Annotated in this window: 18 protein-coding genes; 9 read left to right on the top strand and 9 right to left on the bottom strand. The window is 68.5% G+C overall.

The window, feature by feature from the left end:
* Positions 1-113 precede the first annotated feature (113 nt).
* Together I8N54_RS05390 and I8N54_RS05385 are read left to right on the top strand one after the other, a co-directional pair.
* Positions 114-2,219, top strand: coding sequence for an efflux RND transporter permease subunit (locus I8N54_RS05390; RefSeq protein WP_140193543.1), 2,106 nt, complete (start codon positions 114-116; stop codon positions 2,217-2,219).
* The gene (locus tag I8N54_RS05385; RefSeq protein WP_140193544.1) at positions 2,216-2,683 is read left to right on the top strand and encodes a hypothetical protein; all 468 of its coding nucleotides are present in this window, start codon (positions 2,216-2,218) and stop codon (positions 2,681-2,683) included. Before I8N54_RS05390 ends, I8N54_RS05385 begins: the two co-directional genes overlap by 4 nt.
* A 3-nt stretch (positions 2,684-2,686) precedes the next feature.
* On the opposite strand, the gene I8N54_RS05380 is transcribed toward I8N54_RS05385, so the two are convergent.
* Entirely contained in the window at positions 2,687-3,232 is a 546-nt protein-coding gene (locus I8N54_RS05380) for a hypothetical protein (protein WP_140193545.1), read from the bottom strand.
* A gap of 102 nt (positions 3,233-3,334) precedes the next feature.
* Here I8N54_RS05380 and I8N54_RS05375 point away from each other — a divergent pair, with 102 nt between their 5' ends.
* Positions 3,335-4,333, top strand: a complete 999-nt coding sequence (locus tag I8N54_RS05375; RefSeq protein ID WP_140193546.1) for a hypothetical protein — start codon at positions 3,335-3,337, stop codon at positions 4,331-4,333.
* Positions 4,334-4,422: 89 nt separating this feature from the next.
* Here I8N54_RS05375 and I8N54_RS05370 read toward each other — a convergent pair whose 3' ends face one another.
* Positions 4,423-5,151 (bottom strand): SIMPL domain-containing protein, encoded by a 729-nt coding sequence (locus I8N54_RS05370; protein ID WP_140193547.1) that lies wholly within the window; start codon positions 5,149-5,151, stop codon positions 4,423-4,425.
* A 170-nt stretch (positions 5,152-5,321) separates the two neighbouring features.
* On the opposite strand from I8N54_RS05370, the gene I8N54_RS05365 reads away from it, so the two are divergent.
* Together I8N54_RS05365 and I8N54_RS05360 are read left to right on the top strand one after the other, a co-directional pair.
* The gene (locus I8N54_RS05365; RefSeq protein ID WP_140193548.1) at positions 5,322-9,404 is read left to right on the top strand and encodes a hypothetical protein; all 4,083 of its coding nucleotides are present in this window, start codon (positions 5,322-5,324) and stop codon (positions 9,402-9,404) included.
* Positions 9,405-9,741: 337 nt separating this feature from the next.
* Positions 9,742-11,640: a monovalent cation:proton antiporter-2 (CPA2) family protein gene (locus I8N54_RS05360; RefSeq protein ID WP_140193549.1), complete on the top strand. Its 1,899-nt coding sequence runs from the start codon at positions 9,742-9,744 to the stop codon at positions 11,638-11,640.
* Between the two features lie 2 nt (positions 11,641-11,642).
* Here I8N54_RS05360 and cobT read toward each other — a convergent pair whose 3' ends face one another.
* Complete coding sequence (gene cobT, locus I8N54_RS05355) at positions 11,643-12,659, bottom strand: nicotinate-nucleotide--dimethylbenzimidazole phosphoribosyltransferase (RefSeq protein WP_140193550.1); 1,017 nt, start codon at positions 12,657-12,659, stop codon at positions 11,643-11,645.
* Between the two features lie 71 nt (positions 12,660-12,730).
* On the opposite strand from cobT, the gene cobS reads away from it, so the two are divergent.
* On the top strand, positions 12,731-13,495 hold the full coding sequence (gene cobS, locus I8N54_RS05350; protein ID WP_140193551.1) for an adenosylcobinamide-GDP ribazoletransferase: 765 nt from the start codon (positions 12,731-12,733) through the stop codon (positions 13,493-13,495).
* On the opposite strand, the gene I8N54_RS05345 is transcribed toward cobS, so the two are convergent.
* Positions 13,492-14,220 carry an FG-GAP repeat domain-containing protein gene (locus I8N54_RS05345; protein WP_140193552.1) on the bottom strand — a complete coding sequence of 243 codons (729 nt, stop codon included), beginning with the start codon at positions 14,218-14,220 and terminating at the stop codon, positions 13,492-13,494. The genes cobS and I8N54_RS05345 overlap by 4 nt on opposite strands.
* Positions 14,220-14,543 (bottom strand): 2Fe-2S iron-sulfur cluster-binding protein, encoded by a 324-nt coding sequence (locus I8N54_RS05340; RefSeq protein WP_140193553.1) that lies wholly within the window; start codon positions 14,541-14,543, stop codon positions 14,220-14,222. Before I8N54_RS05340 ends, I8N54_RS05345 begins: the two co-directional genes overlap by 1 nt.
* A 149-nt stretch (positions 14,544-14,692) precedes the next feature.
* On the opposite strand from I8N54_RS05340, the gene I8N54_RS05335 reads away from it, so the two are divergent.
* On the top strand, positions 14,693-15,250 hold the full coding sequence (locus I8N54_RS05335; protein WP_140193554.1) for a peptidoglycan-binding domain-containing protein: 558 nt from the start codon (positions 14,693-14,695) through the stop codon (positions 15,248-15,250).
* A 67-nt stretch (positions 15,251-15,317) separates the two neighbouring features.
* Positions 15,318-16,382: a bifunctional transcriptional activator/DNA repair enzyme AdaA gene (locus tag I8N54_RS05330; protein WP_140195595.1), complete on the top strand. Its 1,065-nt coding sequence runs from the start codon at positions 15,318-15,320 to the stop codon at positions 16,380-16,382.
* A gap of 115 nt (positions 16,383-16,497) precedes the next feature.
* On the opposite strand, the gene I8N54_RS05325 is transcribed toward I8N54_RS05330, so the two are convergent.
* Positions 16,498-18,006, bottom strand: a complete 1,509-nt coding sequence (locus tag I8N54_RS05325; protein ID WP_140193555.1) for a Do family serine endopeptidase — start codon at positions 18,004-18,006, stop codon at positions 16,498-16,500.
* A gap of 216 nt (positions 18,007-18,222) precedes the next feature.
* Here I8N54_RS05325 and I8N54_RS05320 point away from each other — a divergent pair, with 216 nt between their 5' ends.
* On the top strand, positions 18,223-18,996 hold the full coding sequence (locus I8N54_RS05320; RefSeq protein ID WP_197097494.1) for a pentapeptide repeat-containing protein: 774 nt from the start codon (positions 18,223-18,225) through the stop codon (positions 18,994-18,996).
* Between the two features lie 9 nt (positions 18,997-19,005).
* Here the strand turns inward: I8N54_RS05320 and I8N54_RS05315 are convergent, their stop codons facing one another.
* The 3 genes from I8N54_RS05315 to pntB all read right to left on the bottom strand — a co-directional run bounded on the left by I8N54_RS05315 (position 19,006) and on the right by pntB (position 22,439).
* Positions 19,006-19,374: a VOC family protein gene (locus I8N54_RS05315; RefSeq protein WP_140193557.1), complete on the bottom strand. Its 369-nt coding sequence runs from the start codon at positions 19,372-19,374 to the stop codon at positions 19,006-19,008.
* Positions 19,375-19,463: 89 nt separating this feature from the next.
* A complete protein-coding gene (locus tag I8N54_RS05310) occupies positions 19,464-20,678 on the bottom strand; it encodes a Hint domain-containing protein (protein ID WP_140193558.1) in 1,215 nt (404 codons plus the stop codon).
* Between the two features lie 303 nt (positions 20,679-20,981).
* Positions 20,982-22,439, bottom strand: a complete 1,458-nt coding sequence (gene pntB, locus I8N54_RS05305; protein WP_140193559.1) for a Re/Si-specific NAD(P)(+) transhydrogenase subunit beta — start codon at positions 22,437-22,439, stop codon at positions 20,982-20,984.
* Between the last annotated feature and the right edge of the window lie 3 nt (positions 22,440-22,442).

The following is a 22,442-nucleotide window of genomic DNA, read 5'->3' as shown; positions in this document are numbered from 1 at the left end:
AGGCCGGGCGCGGGCTCGGCCAATGCATGACCCGTCGTCGCGCGCAACACAAGGCCGCCCCGCAACGGGACCGGATAGACGCGGTAAGACGCGGAGGATAATCCTTTTTGGCAATGAGCAGTCGCGCCGCACAGTTCGCCGTCCTCGCTGTCCTGCTGGCGCTGTCCGCGCTCGGCGGGTGGGTCGCGCTCGACCTCCGGATGGAGGGTGACCTGTCGGCGACGCTGGAAGGCGAGTCCGTCACCTACCAGCGCTTCCACCGGTTCGAGGAAGTGTTTGGCGAAGTCGGGCAGGACGTCGTGCTCGCGGTCGAGGCAGACGACCTCGGCGCGCCCGAGAGTTTCGCCGCGTTCGAGGATCTCCTGATCGAGCTGCAACTGACCGAAGGCGTCACCGGCGTGATCTCCGTCTTCTCGCTCCCCGATCCGGAGGCCCCGTCAACGCCGTTCCTCAGGCGGCCCGCCATCGCCGACCTTCCCCCGGCGGAGCGGCTGGAGCGAATGCTGGATGAGCTGCCGATGTCTGCGGACCTGCTGGCGGCGGACCGGTCGCTCACCCTCGTCACCGTGATCCCGGACCGGTCGATCCCTGTGACCGACCGCGCCGGGCCGCTGGAGGATGGGCTCGCCACCGCAGAGGGGCCGATCACGGTGAACCGGGTCGGCCTGTCGCGCCTGCAGCTCGGCGTCGCGCAGGCCCTGACGCAGAACCAGCTGGTGCTGATCCCGATCGCGAACGTGCTGAGCAACCTGCTTGCCCTGCTGCTGTTCCGGAGCTGGCGGGCCGCCGTGGTCTGCGCGATCCCGCCGGTCGTGGCGCTGACGTGGGCGCTTGGCCTGCAGACGGCGCGAGGCATCCCGATGGACCCGATCGTGACGATGGTGCCGACGATCCTGATGGTGCTGGCCTTCGCCGACTGCGTCCATCTCTACCACGCGATCTCCAAGAAGGCGGCGCACCTGCCGGTCGACCGCGCCGTGTCCGAGGCAGTGTCCGAAAGCTGGCCCGCGCTGTTCCTGACGACCTTCACCACGGCGCTGGCGTTCCTGTCGCTGTTGCTGGTCGGCTCGCCCACGCTGAACACGCTCGCCGACCTCGGAGCGATCGGGCTCGCCATCGCCTTCGCGGCGGTGTTCCTGACGGTGCCGCCGCTGGCGCGGCTGGTGCTGACCTCGCCGATGAAGCAGCAATCCTTCCACTTCACGCCGGTGCGTCGCGCGGCCGGGGCGGCCTTGCGGCACCGGCGGGCGGTTGGGCTCGGCGGGATGGGCCTGCTGGCGGTTCTGGTCGCGCTGTCGACCCGGACGGAACCGGGCTACGACATGAACCAGCATATCCCGACCGGATCGGACTTCTCGGCGACGCTCGACCGGGTCGAGGCGGCGTTGCCGGGGTCGGACCGGCTTTATGTCGTCGTCGCGGCGGCGGACCCGGCTCCGGGGGTGCAGGAAGCCGACCGCGCGCGCCTCGCCGCCGTCGGGTCGGTCCTCTATGACGGCGCCATCGCTCTGCCGTCGGATGTCGATGCCTCCAGCGAGCTGATGCGCCGGGTCGCGGCGGAGGACGGGTCCGCCTTCGCCCTGCCGCTGTCGGCCCCGCTCGGCAGCGACGGCGCGGGAACGCAGGCCTATGCGCGCGACATCTCTGCCCGGCTGGACGACGCGGGACTGTCGGAGGTGACGGAGATCACCGGCTATTCGCTGATGTCCTACATCGAGATCCGCCGCCTCGTTCAGGAACTTCGGGTGGCCTTCTACCTCGCCGTCGCCTGCGTCGCCGTGCTGAGCGCGGTGCTGATGCGCTCCGTCCGGCTGGCGATCGCGTCCTTCGTGCCGAACCTGATCCCGATCCTCGCGGTGGAGGGTTGGCTCGTCCTGACGAACACGCCGCTGACGCTGACCGGGGCCATCGCGCTGACCGTGGCCTTCGGGATCGCGGTGGACGACACGATCCACCTGATGAACCGGCTGCGGATCGCGCGGCGCACCCTGCCGGGGCCGCAGGCAATCGAGGCCGCCCTCGACGCGGCGGTGCCGCCGGTGGTAATCACCTCGATAATCCTGGTCACGGGCTTTTCGGTGTCGTTCTTCAGCCAACTGCCTGCCATCGGCATCTTCGCGGGTCTCGTGACATCGGCAGTGACACTTGCCTGCCTCGCCGACCTGTTCCTGTTCCCGAGCCTGCTGGCCTGGGCGACCGAGAAGGAAGACAACAGATGATCCGTACCGTGACCCTCGTGGCCTGCCTCGTCGCCGGCCCTGCCCTCGCCGATTTCGAGCCCGGTACGCTGACGGGCGACTGGACCGGCGGCGGCAATTATACGCGTGGCGACAGCAGCGGCACCCTGCGCTGCCGGCTGACCATCGCGCCGGGCGACGGCGGCACGGTTCTGTCAGGCCGCTGTGCCGGAGCGGAAGGCGCGGACGACATCGGGATGCTGCTGACGACCAGCGGCGGCACCTGGATCGCCGCGCCGCACGGGACCGAGCCCGATACGACGACCCGCATTCGCGAACTGACCGGCACCGCCTCGGGCGATGCGCTGACGCTGGAGGCGACAGCACCCGGCGAGTCCGCCGCGCTGACCATCGCGCCGACCGACGCGGGGCTGCGCTTCGCTTCCAGCCGGATCACGCGGAGCGGACGCGAGGACAGCTTCGTCGTCGATTTCACCCGGCAGTAGCGCTCAGGGCATCAGCACCTGCGGGCGTTCGTAGCTGGCGCTGTCGGTGCCGCCGTCGTCGTAGGTGATCGTCACCGACACGCTCTCGACAGAGCCGAGGGGCAGCGTCGCGTAGGGCAGGAAATCCTCGACCTGCGTGAGCGCGTTCGGCGTCGCCGTGCCCTCGTGGCAGGGCTCCATCGGGAAGACCTCGTCGGGGCCGCCGTTCACGCTGTAGGTGATGTCCCACAGCCCGCAGCGCCAGCTCAGAAGCTGCGTGAAATAGAGCAGGTCGCGCCCGTCATATTCGCGCACCGCGATCCACTGTGGCTTCGTCATCTCGAGGATCTGGCGCACTTCGGTCGCGGTGGTGAACTGGCCGGTTGGGGTCTGATCCTCCGGCACCGGCGCCGCGTCATCGCCCGACCCGGCGCCGATGTCGAAGTCGAGCGGGCGGTCGGACTCCTGACCCTCGGGCGCGGCCTCGGGGATGGCAGGCGCCGCGACATCGCCAACCGTCATGAAATTCAGCCCGACGACGTAGACGAGGGCGAGCAGGATCAAAATCATCGGGTACCAACCTTTTCTCATCCGCGCCGGACGGGCGCTTTTGTCCTGCCACACTTGTCCCTATGGTGCGCGAAAGGGGCAGTCATAGCAGGTGGCATGATAATGGCGCGAAAACCGCAGTCAGGCCAGTTCAACGTCATGATCGTCGGCCAGGGCGGCCGCGTCGGGTACGAGGCACTGGTCTTCGCCGCGTCACTCGCGGCTCACGCGCCTGAACTCATCAAGCGCCTGTTCATCGCCGAACCGCAGCCCGGCCCGCTCTGGCCCGATGATCCGCGCATGTCCGCCGAAGTGCGCACCGCGCTCACGGACCTTGGCGCCACCGTCGTGCCGTTCGAGAACCGCGCCTTCGGCAACGCCTACCCCAACGGCAACAAGATCGAGGGGTTGTCCGTGCTGCCCGAGGGCGAGCCCTTCGTCTTCTTCGACTCCGACACGCTGGTGACCGGCGACCTCGCCGCCGTACCGTTCGATTTCGCCCGGCCCTCGGCCTCCATGCGGCGCGAGGGGACGTGGCCCGAGGAAGAGCTCTACTGGCCTGGCTACACCGCCATCTGGAAGTCGCTCTACGACCGGTTCGGGCTGGAGTTCGAGAGCACGCTCGATACGTCGCAGCCGGACGAATACTGGCAGCGCTACATGTATTTCAACGCCGGCTGGTTCTTCCACGAGGATCCGAAGGCGTTCGGCGAGCGCTTCCTGTCCTACGCCACCGAGATCGAGAACGACCCGCCCGAGGAGCTGGCGATCCAGCCGATGCGGCCGTGGCTCGACCAGATCGCGCTGCCGCTCGTCATCCAGTCCTTCGGCGGTGGCCGTCCGGGGCCGGAGCTTGCCGGCCTCGACGGCGACGTCACCTGTCACTGGCGGATGCTCCCCCTGCTCTACGCCCGCGAAAGCGACCGGGTCGTGCAGGTGCTGGAAGAGGTGACGGCGCCCAACCGGCTGAAGAAGGTGCTGAAGGGCTACGATCCGATCAAGCGGATGGTCTACCAGGGCCGCGGACAGAAAGTGCGCGCGCTGTTCGACCGCGACGACCTGCCCCGGCCGGAGCGCAAACTGCGCAACCAGATCAAGAAGAACGGCTTCTGGATGCGGTAACGCCCGCACGCGAATAGGGCGACACCGAAAGGTGCCGCCCGAGCTTAAACTATTGTTAATAAAATGATGTCAGTACTGAAATTCGTGGATCACTCGACCGCGTAGACCATGCTGACCTGTGCGGAAATCGTCATTTCTCCCTGTGCGACGGGGACGTCGGACATCATCCGTGCCTCCATCATCGGCATCGGCGGGGCGGAAGAACCGCCCTCGGTCAGCGTGACGAGATCGCCGAGCGTCACCGCCGCGGCCGACGCGAAAAGCTGAGCCTTGTCGCGGGCGTCGGCGACTGCCGCCTGCCGCGCCTCCGCCAGCGCGTCGGAGCGGTCCTGAAGATCGAACCGCAGCCCGTCGAGGCTGTTCGCCCCGTCCTGCACCACGGTGTCGAGCACGGCCCCGATCCGGTCGAGATCGCGCACCGCGACTTCGAGCGAGCTGTAGGCGACGAAGCCCGTGACCTCGGGCGCGGACATGGACGACCCGTTCGACATCATCGGGTCGAGGCGGAGAGTCCCGGTGCGGATGTCGGCGGGCGGTATGCCCTCGGCCTCCAGCCGGTCGAGCACCATGGCGAGCGCGGCGCTCATCGCCTCGACCGCGGCGTCGGCGTCTTCCCGCTCCTCGCGGACCCCGATGGAGATGTAGGCCATGTCGGGTTTGACGGTGACTTCGCCCTCCCCCGTGACCTGAATGGTCGGACCGTCATGGCCCTGCGCCGCCGCAGGCGTCGCGGCGAACGCGAAGAGTGCGACAAAACCCGCCGCCATCGCGGCGAACATCAAAAGGTTGAGAACCCGGCTTCCGAATCTGTTAGACATGTGGTCCCTCCACTGGTGAATTTCGAATGCTTCACGACTTTGACGCAGCCCGCCCCGAGATCCTTGGAAGGATTTTTCGCGACCCTTGGCCTGGGCGGGAAATTGCTATATTTTACAACTGTTGCCGCGCCGTTCTTGCGCCCTCCCGGACACCTGCTTAAGGCAAGGTAATGACGCCCAACTTCGCTCTGTCTCTTTCCTTCGACGGCCTGCGCCTGCTTCAGCGCAGCGATACGGGCTGGCTGCTCGTCGGCGAGGTCAATCTCGACTCCCCCGACCTTCGCGCCGCCCTGGCCGAGCTCCGGGCCCGGGCTGAATCCCTGTCCGACGGACCGGTGCAGATCAAGCTGCTGATCCCGAAGGAGCAGATCAAGTATCTCGCCCTAGACGGCACCATGACGACCGAGGACGACATCCGTCTCGCGCTCGAAGGGGCGACGCCCTACGCGGTCGACGACCTCGTCTACGACTACACCAAGGGCGGCGGGCGCACCTATGTCGCCGCCGTCGCCCGCGAGACGCTGGTCGAGGCAGAGGCCTTCGCGATCGAGCATGGCATGACGCCGGTCAGTTTCGCCGCCGTACCAGCGCCCTTCACTTTCGTGGGCGAAGTGGTGTTCGGTCCCGCGACAGCCGCCGGCGACGTCCATGTCGAACGCGACTCCGATCCGGTTCGCATGGTCGGCGTCGCCAAGAGCACCGCCCCCGCGACGGCGTTGCAGGAGCCCGCCGCCACCTTCGCCCCCGCGCCGCCGAAAGCGCCGGAACCGGAGCCGGAGGCAGCACCGGCTGAACCCGAGGTGTCCGAGGCCGAGGCGACCGCCGCCGCCGACCAGATCGGCGGACTGCGTCCCGACGGGACGTCGATCGCCGGCGACCGGCTGGTCGATGCGCTCGCCAACACGGCCGAGATCGAACCGAAGACCGGGGCCAAACCAGCCCCTGACGAGGCGCTCCCCGTCTTCACGTCGCGCCACCGCCAGCGCCGCGCGCCGCCCGCCCCGCCCGTGGCGGAGCAGACGCCCGCTGTCGCGCCCGAGCCCGTCGTCGACCCCGAGCCACCCGCGCCGAGCCTCGACAGCGCGCCCGCCCCCGTCGAAGAGCCGAACGCGCCGGCCCCCGAGCCTGCGCCTCAGCCGTCGGTCGAACTGTCGAAGTCCGCACAGTCCTTCCAGGAACGGATGCGCATGAAGCTCGGCGACCGGATGCCACCCGAGCCCGACGCCGAAGCTCCGCGCGCCCCGACGCCCGCGCCGCAGGCGCTCACCTTCCGCGACCGGATGCGCGAGCGGTTCGGCGGCAGCAAGCCGCCGGAGCCGGGCCAGCCCCGCTTCGAACTGCCCGCTGACGACCGTCCGGCGTCGTCGCTCGTCGCCACGCGCCCTGCCGGGGCGGTGTCGCTGGACGATCGCCGCAAGGGCCCCGGCTCGATGAGTTTCACGCCGCGACTCGGTGCCGCGAGCCGTGGCGCCGCGCTGGCGCCCGCCGCCTCGCTCGGCGCGCCCTCTACGGATGTCGAGGAGGACGCTGCCGCGCCGCCGATCACCGGACGGTCCGACGCCGCCATCGACGAACGCGACGTGCCCGCGCTCGACGCCGCGACGCGCCCCTCTCCGATCCCCGATCCCGCGCCGGAAGCGCCGCCGAAGAAGGCCCGGAAGGGCCGCAAGGCGGCGCCCCCCGCGACGCGCAAGGAACCGACCGTTGCGGCTGCGGTGTCTGCCGCTGCGGCCACCGCCCCTGAAGCGGCCGAGGCCAAGCCCGGCCTGCTGTCCCGGTCGCGTCGTGGCCGGGCGGAGCCCGATCCTGAGGCACAGAAAGCCGCCGAGGAAGAACGCGAACGCATGACCGTCTTCGGCGCCCGCCGCTCCGAACCGGTACAGGTCGGGGGCAAGCCGCGTTTCCTCGGTCTCGTGCTGACGGTCCTGCTGATCCTCTTCATGGCCGTCGTCGGCGCGCTCGCCGCGGTCAACAGCGACAGTTTCGCCCGCTGGTTCGGCTCGGACACGGACACTCCGGACGTGGCGAGCGACACGTCCGCGGACCCCGAACCCGCGCTGGCGTCCGGTGGCATGGCCAGTGTGCCGACCAGCAGCGCCCCCGATGCTCCGGCCGCGCGAGACGATCTGCCCGTCGCCGGCGACTCCGGCCCCGATGTGGTGCTGGACGACGCGCCGGACCTGCTGTCGGACGCTCCTGAAAATGCCGTCGCGCCGGAGCCCGAGCCCGAAGCGGCGACGGAAACCGCCGAAGTCATCGCGCCGCAACAACCTTCTGCGCCGATCGGACAAGTGCTCAGCCCGGCCGAGGCACAGCGCATCTATGCCGCGACAGGTGTCTGGCAGCGTGCGCCGCGCCTGCCGGTGACGCCGCGCACCACTGCGCTTGGCGAGGTGCCGGTGCCGCCGACCGATGATGTCGACCGGCTGTCGCAGCCTGTCGGCCTGCCCGAAACACTCGCCTCCGCGACGGATGTCCGGATTCCGACACCGGCCGATCCGCCGCCTGCCGGCGCGACGTTCGACCGAGATGATGAGGGCTTCATCCTCGCCACCGCGGACGGAACCCTGACGCCGGACGGCATCCTCGTCTTCTCCGGCGCGCCGGAGCGGGAGCCGCCGATCCGTCCCGGCACCGTCGCGCCGCCGCCCGATGTGACCGACAACTTGCCCGAAGGTGCCGAAGTCGTCGCCTCCGACGGACTGCGCCGCATCGTCGGCGCCGCCCCGGTCGAGGTCGCCCTGCGCCCCGCGCCGGAGCCCGCGCCCGAGGAAGAGGCCCCCGCCGATCCGTTCGCGGAGGCCGTCGCCCTCGCCGCCGCGGAAGCGACCGCCGACACGGACGACGCCGTCGAAGAGGCGACCGAGACCGCCGCCGTCGCGTTCGTGGACAGCCGTCCGGTCAATCCGCCGGTGCGTCCGGGCACTCTGTCGACATCCGATGTCGATGTCGCCGTCGAAACGGACACGGGTTCGGAAACCGCCACCGATCCGGAAACGGACAGCCCCGACGGCCTGACGATCGTCTCGTCCGCGCCGGTCAATCCGCCGACCCGCACGGCACCGGCCAGCATCGAGCCTGCGGCGGCACCGGAAGCCGAGCCGACGTCGGACGTGACCATCATCGACACCGCGCTGGTCAATCCGCCGACTCGCGACGACAGCGATGTCGCCGCGCCGGACGCACCTGCCGAGGCGCCGGCCAGTGCATCGCCGGGCGTCGTGTTCCGCGACAATCCGGGGGTGAACCCGCCGACCCGGCCGACGCCGGCGAGCGCCGACGCGCCATCGGAAGATGACGCGGCACCGGTGATCCTGCTCGACAGTGCCGCCGTCGACCCGCCGATCCGGCCCGGCACCGAAGAGTCCGACGCCGCCGACACCATCGTCGCGCCAACGGACGCGGTTCCGGTGCGCTTCGTCGACACTGCCGCGATCGACCCGCCGACACGGCCTGCCGCCGTCGCAGCAGCGGCTGCCGCTGCTGCCGGTGCGGAGTCCGACGACAGCGCCGCGCTCGACACCGTCCCGAACGGCGGTGTCGCTCTGACCGGCCTGCGCCCGACGATGCGGCCCGAAAACATCACGCTCGCCGCGTCGCAGGCGCCGGCGGAGCTCGTCGCCGACCCCGCGCTCGAAGGGTTCCGCCCCTCCCCCCGGCCCGATGGGCTGGTCCCGGACGAGGTGCTGGCCGCGATGCAGGAAGAGCTCGAAGAAGAGCCGGAGCCTGAAGCCGAGATCGAGGACACCGGTCCCGACGTCGAAGCGACGCTCGCCGCCGCCGCCGCCGCGCTGAACAGCAGCGTGCCCGCCGGCTTCTCCACCGCGACGCGCAACGCCGTGCCGCGCTCGATCCATCCCGATGCCCGGCCGCGCAACATGGCGACCATCGTCGATCGTGCCCGCCGCGCGGCGCCGCGTCAGCAGACGACGCAGCCGGCGGCCCAGCAACCGGCCGCACAGCAGCCCGCGGCCACGGTGGCGCGCGCCGCAGCGCCCTCGGGCCCGACGGCGGGCAGCGTGGCGCAGGCCGCGACCCTCTCGCGCGCGATCAACCTGCGTCAGAACAACCTGATCGGGATCTTCGGCCGGGTCGACGACCGCCGCGCCATGGTACGCCTGTCGAACGGCCGTTTCGTGCACGTGAAAGTGGGCGACCGGCTGGATGGCGGACAGGTTACCTCGATCGGCGACAGCTTTCTGACCTACAGCCGGGGCGGCCGCCAGACGCGGCTAAACATGCCGAACGGCTGACCGGAAACGGTCGGCCGTCACTTTCCATCCAAACGTCATCAAAGCTTCAGGCGTCCGTAACCCGACCCGTGCCTGAGCCCGGTCATCGTCACTCCGGATCCGACCGGAGCCTGTGCAATGACCATCGACCTCCCCTGTCCGCAAGCGCAGGCAGAGGGGTGCGCCATGATCTCAGGACCCTCGCGACAGCGTCGAAGCGAGGCTGGCCGTAACCGCGGGATCGCGCGGGCCGGGCCCGCCCGTAAAACCGGCGATCCGACGCCTGTCGGTTCGGGAAGAGGCCGGGCTGCAGTCAGGCAGATTGCCAATACACACCGACTGCCCGTATTCAGAATTCATGCAGGCATTTCTCATTCAGGCGACAATCTACCTCGGGGCCGCGGTGCTGGCCGTGCCGCTCGCGGCGCGCATGGGGCTTGGCTCCGTGCTTGGATACTTGCTGGCCGGGATCGCGATCGGGTTCATTCCGACGATCGGGCAGGATACCGAGGAACTTCAACACTTTGCGGAATTCGGCGTCGTCGTGATGCTGTTCCTCATCGGGCTGGAGCTGGAGCCGAAGGCGCTGTGGGACATGCGGCATCGGCTGCTGGGCCTCGGCGGGATGCAGGTCGCGCTGACGACCGCGCTCATCATGGCGGCGGCCTGGGCGCTCGGCCAGCCGTGGCAGACGTCGCTGGCCATCGGCCTGATCTTCGCGCTCTCCTCGACCGCCATCGTGATGCAGACGCTGTCGGAGAAGGGCCTGATCCAGACGCCGGGCGGACGCTCCGCCTTCTCCGTGCTGCTGACGCAGGACATCGCGGTGATCCCGATGCTGGCGTTCCTGCCCCTGCTCGCCATCGGTGGCAGCGGCGGAGCGGTCCACCACGCGGCGGAAGGCGACCACGCCGAAGGCGCGGAGGCCCACGCGATGAGCCTCGTCGAAGGGCTGCCGGCGTGGGGCGTGACCTTGGCGACGTTCGGCGCGGTCGCGGCGATCATCCTCGCCGGGACCTACCTGACCCGGCCCGTCTTCCGCTACATCCACCACGCCCGCCTGCGCGAGATGTATACCGCGCTTGCCCTGCTGATGGTCGTGGCCATCGCGGTGCTGATGCAGATGGTCGGCGTCTCGCCCGCGCTCGGCACGTTCCTTGCCGGGGTGGTGCTGGCAAACTCCGAATTCCGGCACGAGCTGGAAAGCGACCTCGAACCGTTCAAGGGTCTGCTGCTCGGGCTGTTCTTCATCACGGTGGGCGCGGGCATCAACTTCGACCTGCTGCTGGATCAGCCGCTCGTCCTGCTTGGGCTGACGGCTGGTGTGATCCTCGTGAAGGGGGCCGTGCTCTACGTGCTGGCGCGGGTCTTCAAGCTCGGCGACCGGGATCGATGGCTGTTCACGCTGAGCCTCGCGCAGGCGGGGGAGTTCGGTTTCGTGCTGATCTCCTTCGCGGTGGCGACGCAGGTGCTCAACACCGAGATGTCGGCGATGATGCTGATGGTCGTGGCGCTGTCGATGCTCATCACGCCGCTGCTGTTCATCCTGTACGAGTGGCTGTCCAAGCGGATGATCGACACGGACGACACCCCGGCGGACGAGATCGACGAGACCGGGTCGGTCATCATCGCGGGGATCGGGCGCTTCGGGCAGGTGGTCAACCGGCTGGTGCAGTCGGCAGGCTATTCGACCGTCGTGCTCGACAACAACCTCGCCACTGTCCAGACGATGCGCACCTTCGGCTTCCGCAGCTTCTTCGGCGACCCGACCCGGCCCGACCTGCTGCACAGCGCGGGGTTCGACGATGCCAAGGTGCTGGTCGTCTCGCTCGACGACCGGGAGGCAGCGACGCGGCTGGTAAAATACGCCCGCACCGCGCGGCCCGACATTCACATCGTGGCCCGTGCGCGGGACCGGATCCATGTCTACGAGCTCTACCAGGCGGGGGCGAACGATATCGTTCGAGAGCTGTTCGACAGTTCACTGCGCGCCGGGCGCTACGTGCTGGAGCAACTCGGGATGACGGAGTACGAGGCGAACGAGGCCGAGGTCTACTTCTATCACCACGACCGCCGCACGATGCGTGAGCTGGCCGAGCTGTGGCAACCCGGCATCCCGGTGACCGAGAACGAGGCCTACGTCACCCGCGCCAAGGAGCTGGCGCGCGACCTGGAAACCGCGATCGCCAGCAATTTCGAGCTGAAGCAATCCGACGACGACCGGCGCGGCCGGGCCGGTGGACGCTCCAAGAGCTGAGGTCAGGCGTCGCTGACGCCGGCCTCCGCGAAGGTGGCCATGCCGGAGTGACAGGCGATCGCGGCCTTCAGCACGCCAATCGCGACGGCCGCGCCGGAGCCTTCGCCGAGCCGCAGGCCGAGGTGCAGCAGCGCCGATTTCTCGATCATGCCGAGCAGCTTGCCGTGGGCCGCCTCGCCGCTCTGGTGGCCGGCGACGACGTGGTCGAGCGTGGTGGGACGGATGCAATGCAGCACGGCGGCGGCGGAACTGGCGATGAAGCCGTCGAGGATGACGGGAACGCGGTGCTCGCGTGCGGCGGCCATCGCGCCGGTCATCGCCGCGATCTCCCGCCCGCCGACGCAGCGGAGCACTTCGAGCGGGTTGCCCCGCGCGGCATTGTGCAGCGCGAGCGCCTCCTCGATCACGGCGGCCTTGAGCGCGAGGCCCGTCTCGTCCACGCCCGTGCCACGCCCGACCCACTCCCGCGCCGCGCCGCCGAAGAGGGCAGCGGCGATGGCAGCGGCGGCCGTGGTGTTGGCGATGCCCATCTCTCCCGCAACGAAGAGGTCGGCCTCGGGGTCGACGGCGGACCAGCCGGCGGAGAGCGCCTCGACCAGCTCCTCCTCGGTCATGGCGGCGTCCTGGGTGAAGTCCCGGGTCGGCGTGTCGAGCGACAGCGGCACGACGCTCATCTCCGCGCCGAAGGTCCTGGCAAGCTGGTTGATGGCCGCGCCGCCGGCTTCGAAGTTGGCGACCATCTGGACCGTGACCTCGGGCGGGAAGGCGGAGACCCCGCGCGCGGCGATGCCGTGGTTCCCGGCGAAGACGCAGATCTGGATGCGCTCGAGAGACGGCCGGGGATCGTCGCGCCAGCCGGCGTACCAGATCGCGAGGTCCTCGAGCCGACCGAGTGAGCCCGGCGGCTTGGTCAGCAGGCCGTTCCGCTCCGCCGCGGCCATGCGCGCTTCGGCGCTGTCGACGGGCTGGCTTTCGAGACGGTCCGCGAACGCCTTGATCGTGGTGAATGGCGACGACATCCTGCACCTCGTTCCTGTCTGGTCGGACCTTGCTTCTACCGGACACGGCGACGCGGAAAAGAGGAGATCACATGGCTGGCGAGATCGAGCGGAAACTGCGCCGCGTTCCGGGGGACGTGGGCGCGGCGCTGGCGCTGCTGACCCGACTGCCGGCGCCCTTCGCGGATCACGAGCGCGGGGCGCGCGCCGCGTGGGCCTGGCCGGTCGCGGGGCTGGCGGTGGCGCTGATCGTCGGCGCAGTCGCCGCCGGGGGACGGTGGCTCGGGCTGGCGGACGGGGTCTCTGCCGTTCTGGCGCTGGCGGCGGGGGCCGTCGTGACGGGCGGGCTGCACGAGGACGGGCTGTCGGACACGCTCGATGGCTTCGGAGCCGGTGGGTCAGCCGAAAGGCGGCTCGGCGTGATGAAGGACAGCCGGATCGGGGCGCACGGGGCGCTGGCTTTGCTCCTGTCGGTGCTGCTGCGGTGGAGCTGCCTCGTCGTGGCGCTGGAGGCCGGGTTGCTCTGGCCCGCCGTGCTGGTGGCAGGAGTGGCGAGCCGCGCGGCGATGACCGTCGTCGCCTGGGCCCTGCCCCATGCGCGGCCGGACGGTCTGTCGCGGATGACGGGCCGCCCGACAAGCGACATGGCCCTCGCCGCTGGGCTGGTCGCGCTGATCGTCGCGTTGCTGGCCTCACCGGCGCGGGTGATCCTCGTGGCGCTTGTCGTCGCGGTCGCCGTGGTAGTGCTGGCGCGGGGCGCGAAGCGACGGCTTGGGGGGCAGACGGGCGACGTGCTCGGCGCGACGCAGCAGGTCGGCGAGATGGCCGCGCTGATCGCGATGACGATCTGGCCCTAGCAGGCGAGCGCGGCGGTGAAGCTGTCGGGCCCAGTGTAGGGGCCGAGGTCGCGGCTGCTCAGGACCCCGTTTCGCAGCGAGGTGGCGAGGACGCGGGTCCAGTCGCCGGAGGCCGTGATGATCTCCGCCGCGCCATCGCAGAGCCGGAGGCCGCCGCCGATCTCGGGATCGCCGAAGCGGTGGTTGGTGTGACCCTCCGCCACTGCCTCGGGCGTCAGGGTGCCCTCGCGGTATTCGACGACGATCAGGCGCTTCGCGAGGTGAGGTCGGTCGACATAGGCGATCTCGACTCGCCCGTCGCCGTCGAGGTCGACTGCGCCGAGCGGCGCGAGCCAGCGGTTCGGCTGACCGATCCGGTCGGTTGCCGCGACCACGGCACCAAGGCTGTCGAACACGGCAAGGCGGGCCCCGTAGTCGCGATGGCTTTGCACCGTGATGACGTCGCGCAGACCATCGCCGTCGACGTCCACGAGGCGCGGCGCGGTGTCCTCGAAGACCAGCTCCGGCGGCAGATTTATGGTCAGCGTGTCACGCTCGATCCCCGCGCAGCCGGGGCACTGGTTCCGCTCGAGCACGAGGGTGCCCCATTCGAACGGGTCGCCGAGCGCACCGTGGGGGTAGCGGTCGGTCGGGCCGTCGTAGTGGGCGGACAGGATGTCGGGGACCTGCGCCTCGACCGGCAGGGCCAGCAGCATCGCCAGCCCCGCGATCGGCGCCGCGCGCATCAGATCTGCTTTTCCGGCATCTGAACGACAAGCCCGTCGAGCGCGTCGGTCACCTTCAGCTGGCAGGTCAGGCGCGAGCGCGTCGGGTCCGGCTCGTAGGCGAAGTCGAGCATGTCCTCTTCCATCGGGTCGCGGTCGGGCAGCTTGTCGACCCAGTCGGGCGCCACGTAGACATGACAGGTCGAGCAGGCGCAGGCGCCGCCGCAGTCCGCCTCGATGCCGGGGATGCCGTTGTCCCGCGCGCCTTCCATGACCGTCATGCCGTTGGACACTTCGACCACGTGTTCCTTGCCGCCGTGTTCGATGTAGGTGATTTTCGCCATTGCCCGTATCCTCTTGGTCTCGGCCCTGTCTAGCGACCCTCGCCGGCATCCGAAAGAGGCCGGTTCGGCGGTAACGCTTTGCTCATGTGTCGTCGTGGTCTAGGGTGCCCGAAACCGGGGCAAGAGACCCCTGATGCGAGCAGATTGAGATGATCCGGTTCCCTCCCCCGATGATCGCCCTCGCGGTGATGGCGCTTGCGGCCTGCGACAGCGCGGGCGGCTCCGCGACCCGCATTGCGCCGGAGGCCGACCGCTTGCACATCGCGCAGGGGGACGACGGGCTTTGCTACGGGCGCACCATCTCTCCCGCGCTGATCGAGACGGTGACGGAGCAGGTCATGATCCGGCCCGCGACGGTGAACGAGGCCGGCGAGCAGCTTCAGGCTGCGACCTTCGAGACGGTGACCGAGCAGCGCATCCTGCGCGAGCGGACGGAGACGGAGTTCGAGACGCTCTGCCCGCAGGAGCTGACGGCGGATTTCGTCGGCTCCCTGCAACGCGCGCTGACCGCGCGCGGCAGCTACGCGGGCCGGCCGACGGAGGCCTATGACCGCGCCACGCAGGTCGCCGTGCAGGAGTTCCAGGAGAGCAACGGCGGCCCGTCGAGCCCGGTGATCTCGCGCTATACCGCCGTGCAGCTCGGCCTGGTGGAACTCCGGCAGGACGAGCTCGACCGGCTGGACGAGCAATACGACGAGGCCGGCTGACCTTTCTCGAATAGCCGCCCGTTTTCCGGCGTAGCGGTCCGGCGGCGCTGGTATGACTGTGGCCATGATGCTGTTTGACCTTCCAGATCACGCCACGCTCTATGCCGCGCTGCTTGCGCGGGACGAGAGCTACGAGGGCCGCGCCTATGTCTGTGTGTCGAGCACGGGCATCTTCTGTCGCTTCACCTGCCCGGCCCGCAAGCCGAAGCCGGAGAACTGCACGTTCCACGATTCCGTCGGCGCCTGCATCGAGGCGGGCTTCCGTGCCTGCAAGCGGTGCCACCCGCTGCAACCCGCCGCCTCGGCCGACCCGATGATCGGCGCGTTGCTGGCCGCGCTCGACGAGCGGCCGGAGCTGCGCTGGAGCGAAGAGCACATCACGCGGATGGGGTTCGATCTGTCGACGGTGCGGCGCAGTTTCAAGCGGCAGTTCGGGATGACGTTTCTCGAGATGGCGCGGCAGCGGCGGCTCCGCGAAGGGTTCGAAAGCCTGTCGGACGGGTCGAAGGTGATCGCCGCACAGCAGGAGGCCGGGTTCGAGTCGGCGAGCGCCTTCCGCGCCGCCTTTGCCCGGCTGGTCGGATGTGCGCCCGGTGACTTCGTGAAGGACGGCGTCCTGATGGCCGACTGGATCGGCACCCCGATCGGCGACATGATCGCGGTTTCGAGCCTCTCTCACCTGCACTTGCTGGAGTTCGTCGGGCGAAAGGCGCTGTCGAGTGAGCTGAAGCGGCTGCTCGAAAGCGCGAAAGGGTCGATCGGGATCGGCACCCTGCCCCCGACCGAACAGGCCCGCAAGGAGCTTGGCGATTTCTTCGCCGGCCGGTCGGCGCGGTTCGAAGTACCGCTCGGCCTGCATGGCTCCGCCTTCTCGCGGGAAGTCTGGGCCGCGCTGCGCGAGATCCCGGCGGGCGAGACACGCAGCTATGCCGACATCGCGCGGGCGATCGGCCGGCCTTCGGCGACCCGGGCCGTGGCGCGGGCGAACGGCGCGAACCAGATCGCGCTGTTGATCCCCTGCCATCGGGTGATTGGGGCTGACGGCTCTCTCACCGGCTACGGCGGCGGGCTGTGGCGCAAGCAGCGGCTGCTGGAGATCGAGCGGCAGTATGGGGTCGGCGTTTCGGCCTGATCGGATCGGGGCCGGGTGTGGCCACGTTCGCCGCGTCGCTCAGACAGCTCAGACACCCTTACAAAAAAGGGCGCCCCGCGGGGCGCCCTGATTGGTCAGTTGCTGGAGGTGCCGATCACTCGGCGGAGTCGTCTTCTTCGCCGGCGTCGTCTTCGACCAGGCCGAGGGCGACGAAGCGGGGATCACCACCACGGCGGACGAGGAGGAGGAGCGAGCGACGGCCGGCATCGCGGGCCTCTTCGATACGCTCCTGGAACTCGGCGACCGTGGCGACCGGCTGCTGGCCGGCCTCGGTGATGACGTCACCGTCGAGCAGCCCCTTGGAGGCGGCTTCCGACATCGGATCAATGCCGGTGATGACGAGACCTTCTTCGACCGTCAGATCGAACTGCTCGGTTAGCGCGGTCGTCACCTCGGAGAGGGTGAGGCCGAGCACTTCCGCTTCGCCCTGCTCTTCCGGAACGGCGTCGGACGACGCGGGGAAGGCTTCGGCTTCGTCCGTCTCGCGACGGCCGAGCGTCACGGTGAGGTCCATGTTCTCGCCCTCGCGCAGGACGGTGACCGGGACTTCCTTGCCGACCGGCGCGTTGCCGACCATGCGGACCAGTTCGCGGGTGTCCTCGACGTCGGTGCCGTCGAAGGTCAGGATGATGTCACCCGCCTGCATGCCGGCGTCTTCGGCCGGACCCGGAGGCACGTCGGTGATCATCGCGCCGACCGCGGAGTCGAGACCGTCGATCGCGTCGACCATGTCCGGCGTGACGTCCTGGATGCGAACGCCGAGCCAGCCGCGGCGGGTTTCGCCGTATTCCTGAAGCTGGTCGACCACATTGGAAACGACAGCGGAAGACATCGCGAAGCCGATACCGATGGAGCCGCCGGTGGGCGACAGGATCGCGGTGTTCACGCCGATCACTTCGCCGTCCATGTTGAACAGCGGACCGCCGGAGTTGCCGCGGTTGATGGCGGCGTCGGTCTGGATGTAGTCGTCGTAGGTTCCCGACAGCGCCCGGTTGCGGGCGGAGATGATGCCGGCGGAGATTGAGAAGCCCTGGCCGAGCGGGTTGCCCATGGCCATGACCCAGTCACCGACGCGTGCGCCGGTGCCGTCGCTGTCACCGAAGGCGACGTAGGGCAGATCTTCGGCCTCGACCTTCAGCAGCGCGATGTCGGTGTTCGGGTCGGTGCCCACGACTTCGGCGACGAGCTGTTCGTCGTTGTCGAAGAACTCGATCATGATCTCGTCGGCGCCTTCGATCACGTGGTTGTTCGTGACGATGTAGCCGTCGGCGGAAATCACGAAGCCGGAGCCGAGCGCGGAGGAGCGGCGCGGGCTGTCTTCGTCGGGGAGATTGCGGAAGAAGTCTTCGAAGGGCGAGCCTTCGGGCACGACACCTTGCGGGCCGGAGCGGCCGGCGACCATGGTCGAGGTCGTGATGTTCACGACGGCCGGGCTGACCTGTTCTGCGAGGTCGGCGAAAGTGGTGGGCCGGCTCTGCGCGTTGACCGGCAGCGCCTGCGTCAGCGCGATCGCCGCGCCGAGGACCAGTGCCGTGAAAGCGGCGCGCAGCCTGTGGGGCGGCGTGTCGCCATTTTTGGAATGGGCGAGCACCTGTGATGTCACGGAACGTCTCCTGTCTCTGGGATAGACTGCCGGTCTCGGGCCGGCTCGTCAGGCAGTTGTGACTCTAGCGGTATCGCGGCGCAACTCAAACTCGACGCACGTCTCGTCACCGCCGCGTGACGAATCCTTACAATATCGATGGCCGCCGCAGTCCTTTTGTTGCGGCTCCGGGGCGGATCCCTTGCCGTCGCCCCCCTCCCCCGGCAAGGTTCGGTCATGTTCGGATTTCTCATGCTCGCCAGTGGCATACTGCTTGTCGTCGTCGCCGTTCTCGTGGTGCTCTGGGTCGTCTGGAAGCCCGCATGGATGGGCTTTTCGGGGCGCACCCTCTGGGACTGGATTTCGCTTCTCGCGGTTCCGGCGGTGCTGTGGGGCGCAGGACTTATTTTCAACGAGGGGCAGGCCCAGCGCGAGGAAGCCCGCGCGAGCGCGGAGGCATTGCAAGCCTATGTCGACCGGATCACCGCGCTGGTCATCGACCCCGGCATGGCGGACCGGCCCGAAAGCTTCGCCGCGGCGGGCCGCGCGCAGACCACGGCCGTCCTGTCCCAGATCCGCTCGAGAGACGCCGGCACCGTTCTGCGCTATCTCGCCGAGATCGGCACGCTCGCCGACTTCGCCCCCTCCTTCGAAGGCACGGACCTGACGGGAGCCGAACTGAAGGAGCTCGACCTCGAGGGCGTCGACTTCGAAGGGGCTATCCTGATCGGCGCCGACCTGGAGGACGCGGAGTTGTCCGGCGTCGACTTCGAAGGGGCCGACCTGACGCGCGCCGACTTCAAGGGCGCCGACCTGCGCGGAGCGGATTTCGAGGGTGCACTGCTGGACGACACGGACTTCTCCGGCGCGCGGCTGGACGGCGCGGACCTGAGCGCGGCGGAGAATCTCACTGCCCGCCAGCTTCGCACGGCCTGCATCGGGTCGGCCACGGTGCTGCCCGCCGGGATCGGTGACGTGGCCGGGGAATGTCGGCGCGAGGACGACGACTGACAGCCGGGCTCAGATCCCGTCGGCCGGTTGCCACAGCTCGATCGGGTTGCCGTCCGGATCGTGGATACGCGCGAAGGTGCCGATCTCGGGCATGTCCCACTCCTCCCGCGTCTCGACGGTAATGCCGGCGGCCTCGAGCTGTGCGGTCAGCGCTTTCAGGTCATCGACGCGGAAGTTGATCATGAACTGCTGCGCCGGGTCGCCGAAATAGTCGGTGCCCTGGCTGAAGGGGGCGAAGACCGTGGGGCCGGCGGCTTGCGTCCAAGCGCCCGTCTCGGACACCGGGTCGATGCCGAGATGTTCGTGATACCAGGCGGCGAGTGCCGCCGGGTCATTGCTGCGGAAGAAGACGCCTCCGATGCCCGTGACTCTGGCCATGATGTGCCCTCCCTCAATACCGGACCCCGCCAGCCTAGGCGGGGCTGACGGGGCGCGGCAAGGGTCGGTCGGTGTGAGAGGCGGTATGCTCAGGCGGCGGCGAGGAGAGCGACCTCGTGCCGGCGAAGCGTCGGATAGGCGGCGGGACCGAAGCCGCCCGCGAGGTCGGTGCGGAGTTCCGGGAAGAGGCCGAAGATCTCTTCCTGCGCGGCACGTTCGAGGGTCGATAGACCGAACTCACCGGGGTGGAAGCTCTCCGTCGGAACACCTTCGGAGAAGACGATCTCGTGGGTGTCGAAGAGCATGTGGAAATATTCCACCGTGCCCGGTTCGAGCTGGGTGATCGTGTCGCCGTTCACGAGATGCTTGGCGGGGACGAGAACCCGGCTTTCCCCGAACAACAGCTCGGTTTCCCAGCTTTCGATCGGCATCCGGTGCTGCGGAGAGACGAGCAGCTCGCGACCGTTGCCGATGGAGCCCCGCGCGAACCGGATGGGAGCGGTGTCACGGGTGGAGCGGATGCGGGTGGAGCCGATCCAGCGGATCGGGCGCAAGCCGTTGTCGCGGGTTCGGATGAGGTCGCCTTCGCGCAGCAGCTCGATCGGCGCCGGGCCGTGCTCCGTCTCGATCATGGTGCCCTTCACGAAGCAGACGAAGGAAGCACCGGGGAAGATGAACGTGCCGTCGGCGAGGATGTAATCGCCACGGGTTCCGGCGTTGAGCAGAAGATCGGCCTGCTCCTGGCTCATCTCGAACTCGAAGCGCACCGTCTGCTGCAGGAATGCCGTACTGGACAGGCGGCCGATCCCGCTGCCGGAATCGTAGGTGAATGACATGGCCGACCGTCCGTCGACCATAAGTCGGTCGCCCGTGGAATATCCCGAGACGTCGAAGGTGATCGGTGTCAGCGAAAGTGCGGGCGGATCGTAGACGAACTCGCCGATGCCCGTGGGACTGTCGTCGTTGCCGAGAAAGTTCACGTTGAAGTCGGAAATGTTGAGGTTGATCGTCGCGGCGTCGACCTCGATCCGCGAGCCGTCCTCGCCAACGTTGAAGTTGATGCTGTTGAGCGCCGTAGCGCCGAGCAGTCCCGCGTTGAACGTCAGCGAGCCGCCGTTGACCGCCTCGAATGTCGGGGTCGCCAGGGCGGTGACGTTTGCGATGCTGCTGACAGAAACATCGACGCCGTCGACTGTGAGGGTGTTGCTGCCGAGGGCGGTGACATTGACCACGTCACCATTGTTGGCGTTGGAGCTGTCGACGACGAAGTCGCTGCTTCCAAGGTCTGCGTTTACGATTGCCATAAGAGGCCTCTCCCGGGGAACGAAGAGTTACTGGTTTCACGAACTTCCGGGCCGGTGAGGGACTTGTGAGGGGACGGCCCGTTAACGTCGAGCCTTGGCGCGAAATCGGGCCGAATTGGGGCGAAGGGCGAGCTCCATTAAGGTTAATTCGCCCTATAGGCGAGTAAGGTTTATTGACCTTTTCCCGCCGAACCTGCGAAATTTTACAAATAAAACAATGAAATAAGAAACCGGCGCCCAAGGAGCGCCGGTTGCAGAGTCAACTTCAACATGTTTCGGGCCTTCGTGGCCCGACATCGCGACTCAGCTGATCTTTGTCAGCAACTCGTTCACCGATGCCTTGGCATCGCCATAGAACATGCGGGTGTTCTCCTTGAAGAAGAGCGGGTTCTCGATGCCGGAGTAACCCGTCCCCTGCCCCCGCTTGGAGACGAAGACCTGCTTCGCCTTCCAGACCTCGAGCACCGGCATCCCCGCGATCGGAGAGTTCGGATCGTCCTGCGCGGCGGGGTTCACGATGTCATTGGAGCCGATGACGATCACCACGTCGGTGGAGGGGAAGTCGTCGTTGATCTCGTCCATCTCCAGCACGATGTCGTAGGGCACCTTCGCCTCGGCCAGCAGGACGTTCATGTGGCCCGGAAGACGCCCTGCGACGGGGTGGATGGCGAAACGCACTTCCTTGCCCTGCGCGCGCAGGCGGCGCGTCAGCTCGGCCACGGGCTGCTGCGCCTGCGCGACGGCCATGCCGTAGCCGGGCACGATCACCACGCTGTCGGCATCCTCGAGCGCGGAGGCGACGCCATCGGCATCGGTGGCGACCATCTCGCCCTCGACTTCCTGCGCCGGGCCCGTGGTGCCGCCGAAGCCGCCGAGGATGACCGAGACGAAGTGCCGGTTCATCGCCTTGCACATGATGTAGGACAGGATCGCGCCGGAGGAGCCGACCAGCGCGCCGGTCACGATCAGCAGGTCGTTGCCCAGCGTGAAGCCGATCGCCGCGGCCGCCCAGCCGGAATAGCTGTTCAGCATCGACACGACCACTGGCATGTCCGCCCCGCCGATGCCCATGATGAGGTGCCAGCCGATGAAGCCCGCGATCAGCGTGACCAGCACCATGGTCCACAGGCCCGCACCGTTCATGAACATCAGGCCGAGGATGATCGACACGACCAGCGCCAGCAGGTTCAGCATGTGACCGCCCGGCAGCTTTTTCGGCTTGCCGTCGACGCGGCCCGCCAGCTTGCCGAAGGCGACGACGGAGCCGGTGAAGGTCACGGCACCGATGAAGATGCCGAGGAACACTTCGACCTTGAGGATGGAGACCTCGACGGCGTCCTTGAGCCACAGACGTTCCCCGAAGCCAGTGAGCGCCCGGTCGGCCAGCAACGTCTGCAACTGCGCGCCGTCGGCCTTCAGGCTCTCCACGGAAGACAGCATGATGTCGGCGTTCAGCCCGATGAAGACGGCGGCGAGGCCGACGAAGGAGTGCAGTGCCGCGACGAGCTGCGGCATCTCGGTCATCTGAACCTTGCCGGCGACGTAATGGCCCGCGAAGGCCCCCGCGGCGACGGCGATCAGGATCAGGAACAGGTTGTAGACGCCGGGGCCGAAGATCGTGGCGACGACCGCGATGGCCATCCCCGCGATGCCGTACCAGACGGCGCGCTTGGCGCTCTCCTGGTTGGACAGCCCGCCGAGCGACAGGATGAAGAGGACGGCCGCGGCGATATAGGCGGCGGAAACGATGCCGATGCTCATGAC

The sequence above is a fragment of the Pelagovum pacificum genome, assembly GCF_016134045.1.
GTDB lineage: Bacteria > Pseudomonadota > Alphaproteobacteria > Rhodobacterales > Rhodobacteraceae > Oceanicola > Oceanicola pacificus_A.
The sequence above is the reverse complement of the archived record's forward strand: the minus strand, read 5'-3'. Positions and strand labels throughout refer to the sequence as shown.

Bases quoted from the DNA above. Each gene is read 5' to 3' on its own strand.
- I8N54_RS05385 (WP_140193544.1), top strand. From the start codon at position 2,216: ATGATCCGTACCGTGACCCTCGTGGCCTGCCTCGTCGCCGGCCCTGCC.
- I8N54_RS05320 (WP_197097494.1), top strand. From the start codon at position 18,223: ATGTTCGGATTTCTCATGCTCGCCAGTGGCATACTGCTTGTCGTCGTC.
- I8N54_RS05345 (WP_140193552.1), bottom strand. From the start codon at position 14,220: ATGCGCGCGGCGCCGATCGCGGGGCTGGCGATGCTGCTGGCCCTGCCG.
- I8N54_RS05375 (WP_140193546.1), top strand. From the start codon at position 3,335: ATGGCGCGAAAACCGCAGTCAGGCCAGTTCAACGTCATGATCGTCGGC.
- I8N54_RS05360 (WP_140193549.1), top strand. From the start codon at position 9,742: ATGCAGGCATTTCTCATTCAGGCGACAATCTACCTCGGGGCCGCGGTG.
- cobT (WP_140193550.1), bottom strand. From the start codon at position 12,659: ATGTCGTCGCCATTCACCACGATCAAGGCGTTCGCGGACCGTCTCGAA.
- I8N54_RS05310 (WP_140193558.1), bottom strand. From the start codon at position 20,678: ATGGCAATCGTAAACGCAGACCTTGGAAGCAGCGACTTCGTCGTCGAC.
- I8N54_RS05330 (WP_140195595.1), top strand. From the start codon at position 15,318: ATGCTGTTTGACCTTCCAGATCACGCCACGCTCTATGCCGCGCTGCTT.
- cobS (WP_140193551.1), top strand. From the start codon at position 12,731: ATGGCTGGCGAGATCGAGCGGAAACTGCGCCGCGTTCCGGGGGACGTG.
- I8N54_RS05340 (WP_140193553.1), bottom strand. From the start codon at position 14,543: ATGGCGAAAATCACCTACATCGAACACGGCGGCAAGGAACACGTGGTC.
- I8N54_RS05390 (WP_140193543.1), top strand. From the start codon at position 114: ATGAGCAGTCGCGCCGCACAGTTCGCCGTCCTCGCTGTCCTGCTGGCG.
- I8N54_RS05365 (WP_140193548.1), top strand. From the start codon at position 5,322: ATGACGCCCAACTTCGCTCTGTCTCTTTCCTTCGACGGCCTGCGCCTG.
- I8N54_RS05335 (WP_140193554.1), top strand. From the start codon at position 14,693: ATGATCCGGTTCCCTCCCCCGATGATCGCCCTCGCGGTGATGGCGCTT.
- I8N54_RS05380 (WP_140193545.1), bottom strand. From the start codon at position 3,232: ATGATTTTGATCCTGCTCGCCCTCGTCTACGTCGTCGGGCTGAATTTC.
- I8N54_RS05370 (WP_140193547.1), bottom strand. From the start codon at position 5,151: ATGTCTAACAGATTCGGAAGCCGGGTTCTCAACCTTTTGATGTTCGCC.
- pntB (WP_140193559.1), bottom strand. From the start codon at position 22,439: ATGAGCATCGGCATCGTTTCCGCCGCCTATATCGCCGCGGCCGTCCTC.
- I8N54_RS05315 (WP_140193557.1), bottom strand. From the start codon at position 19,374: ATGGCCAGAGTCACGGGCATCGGAGGCGTCTTCTTCCGCAGCAATGAC.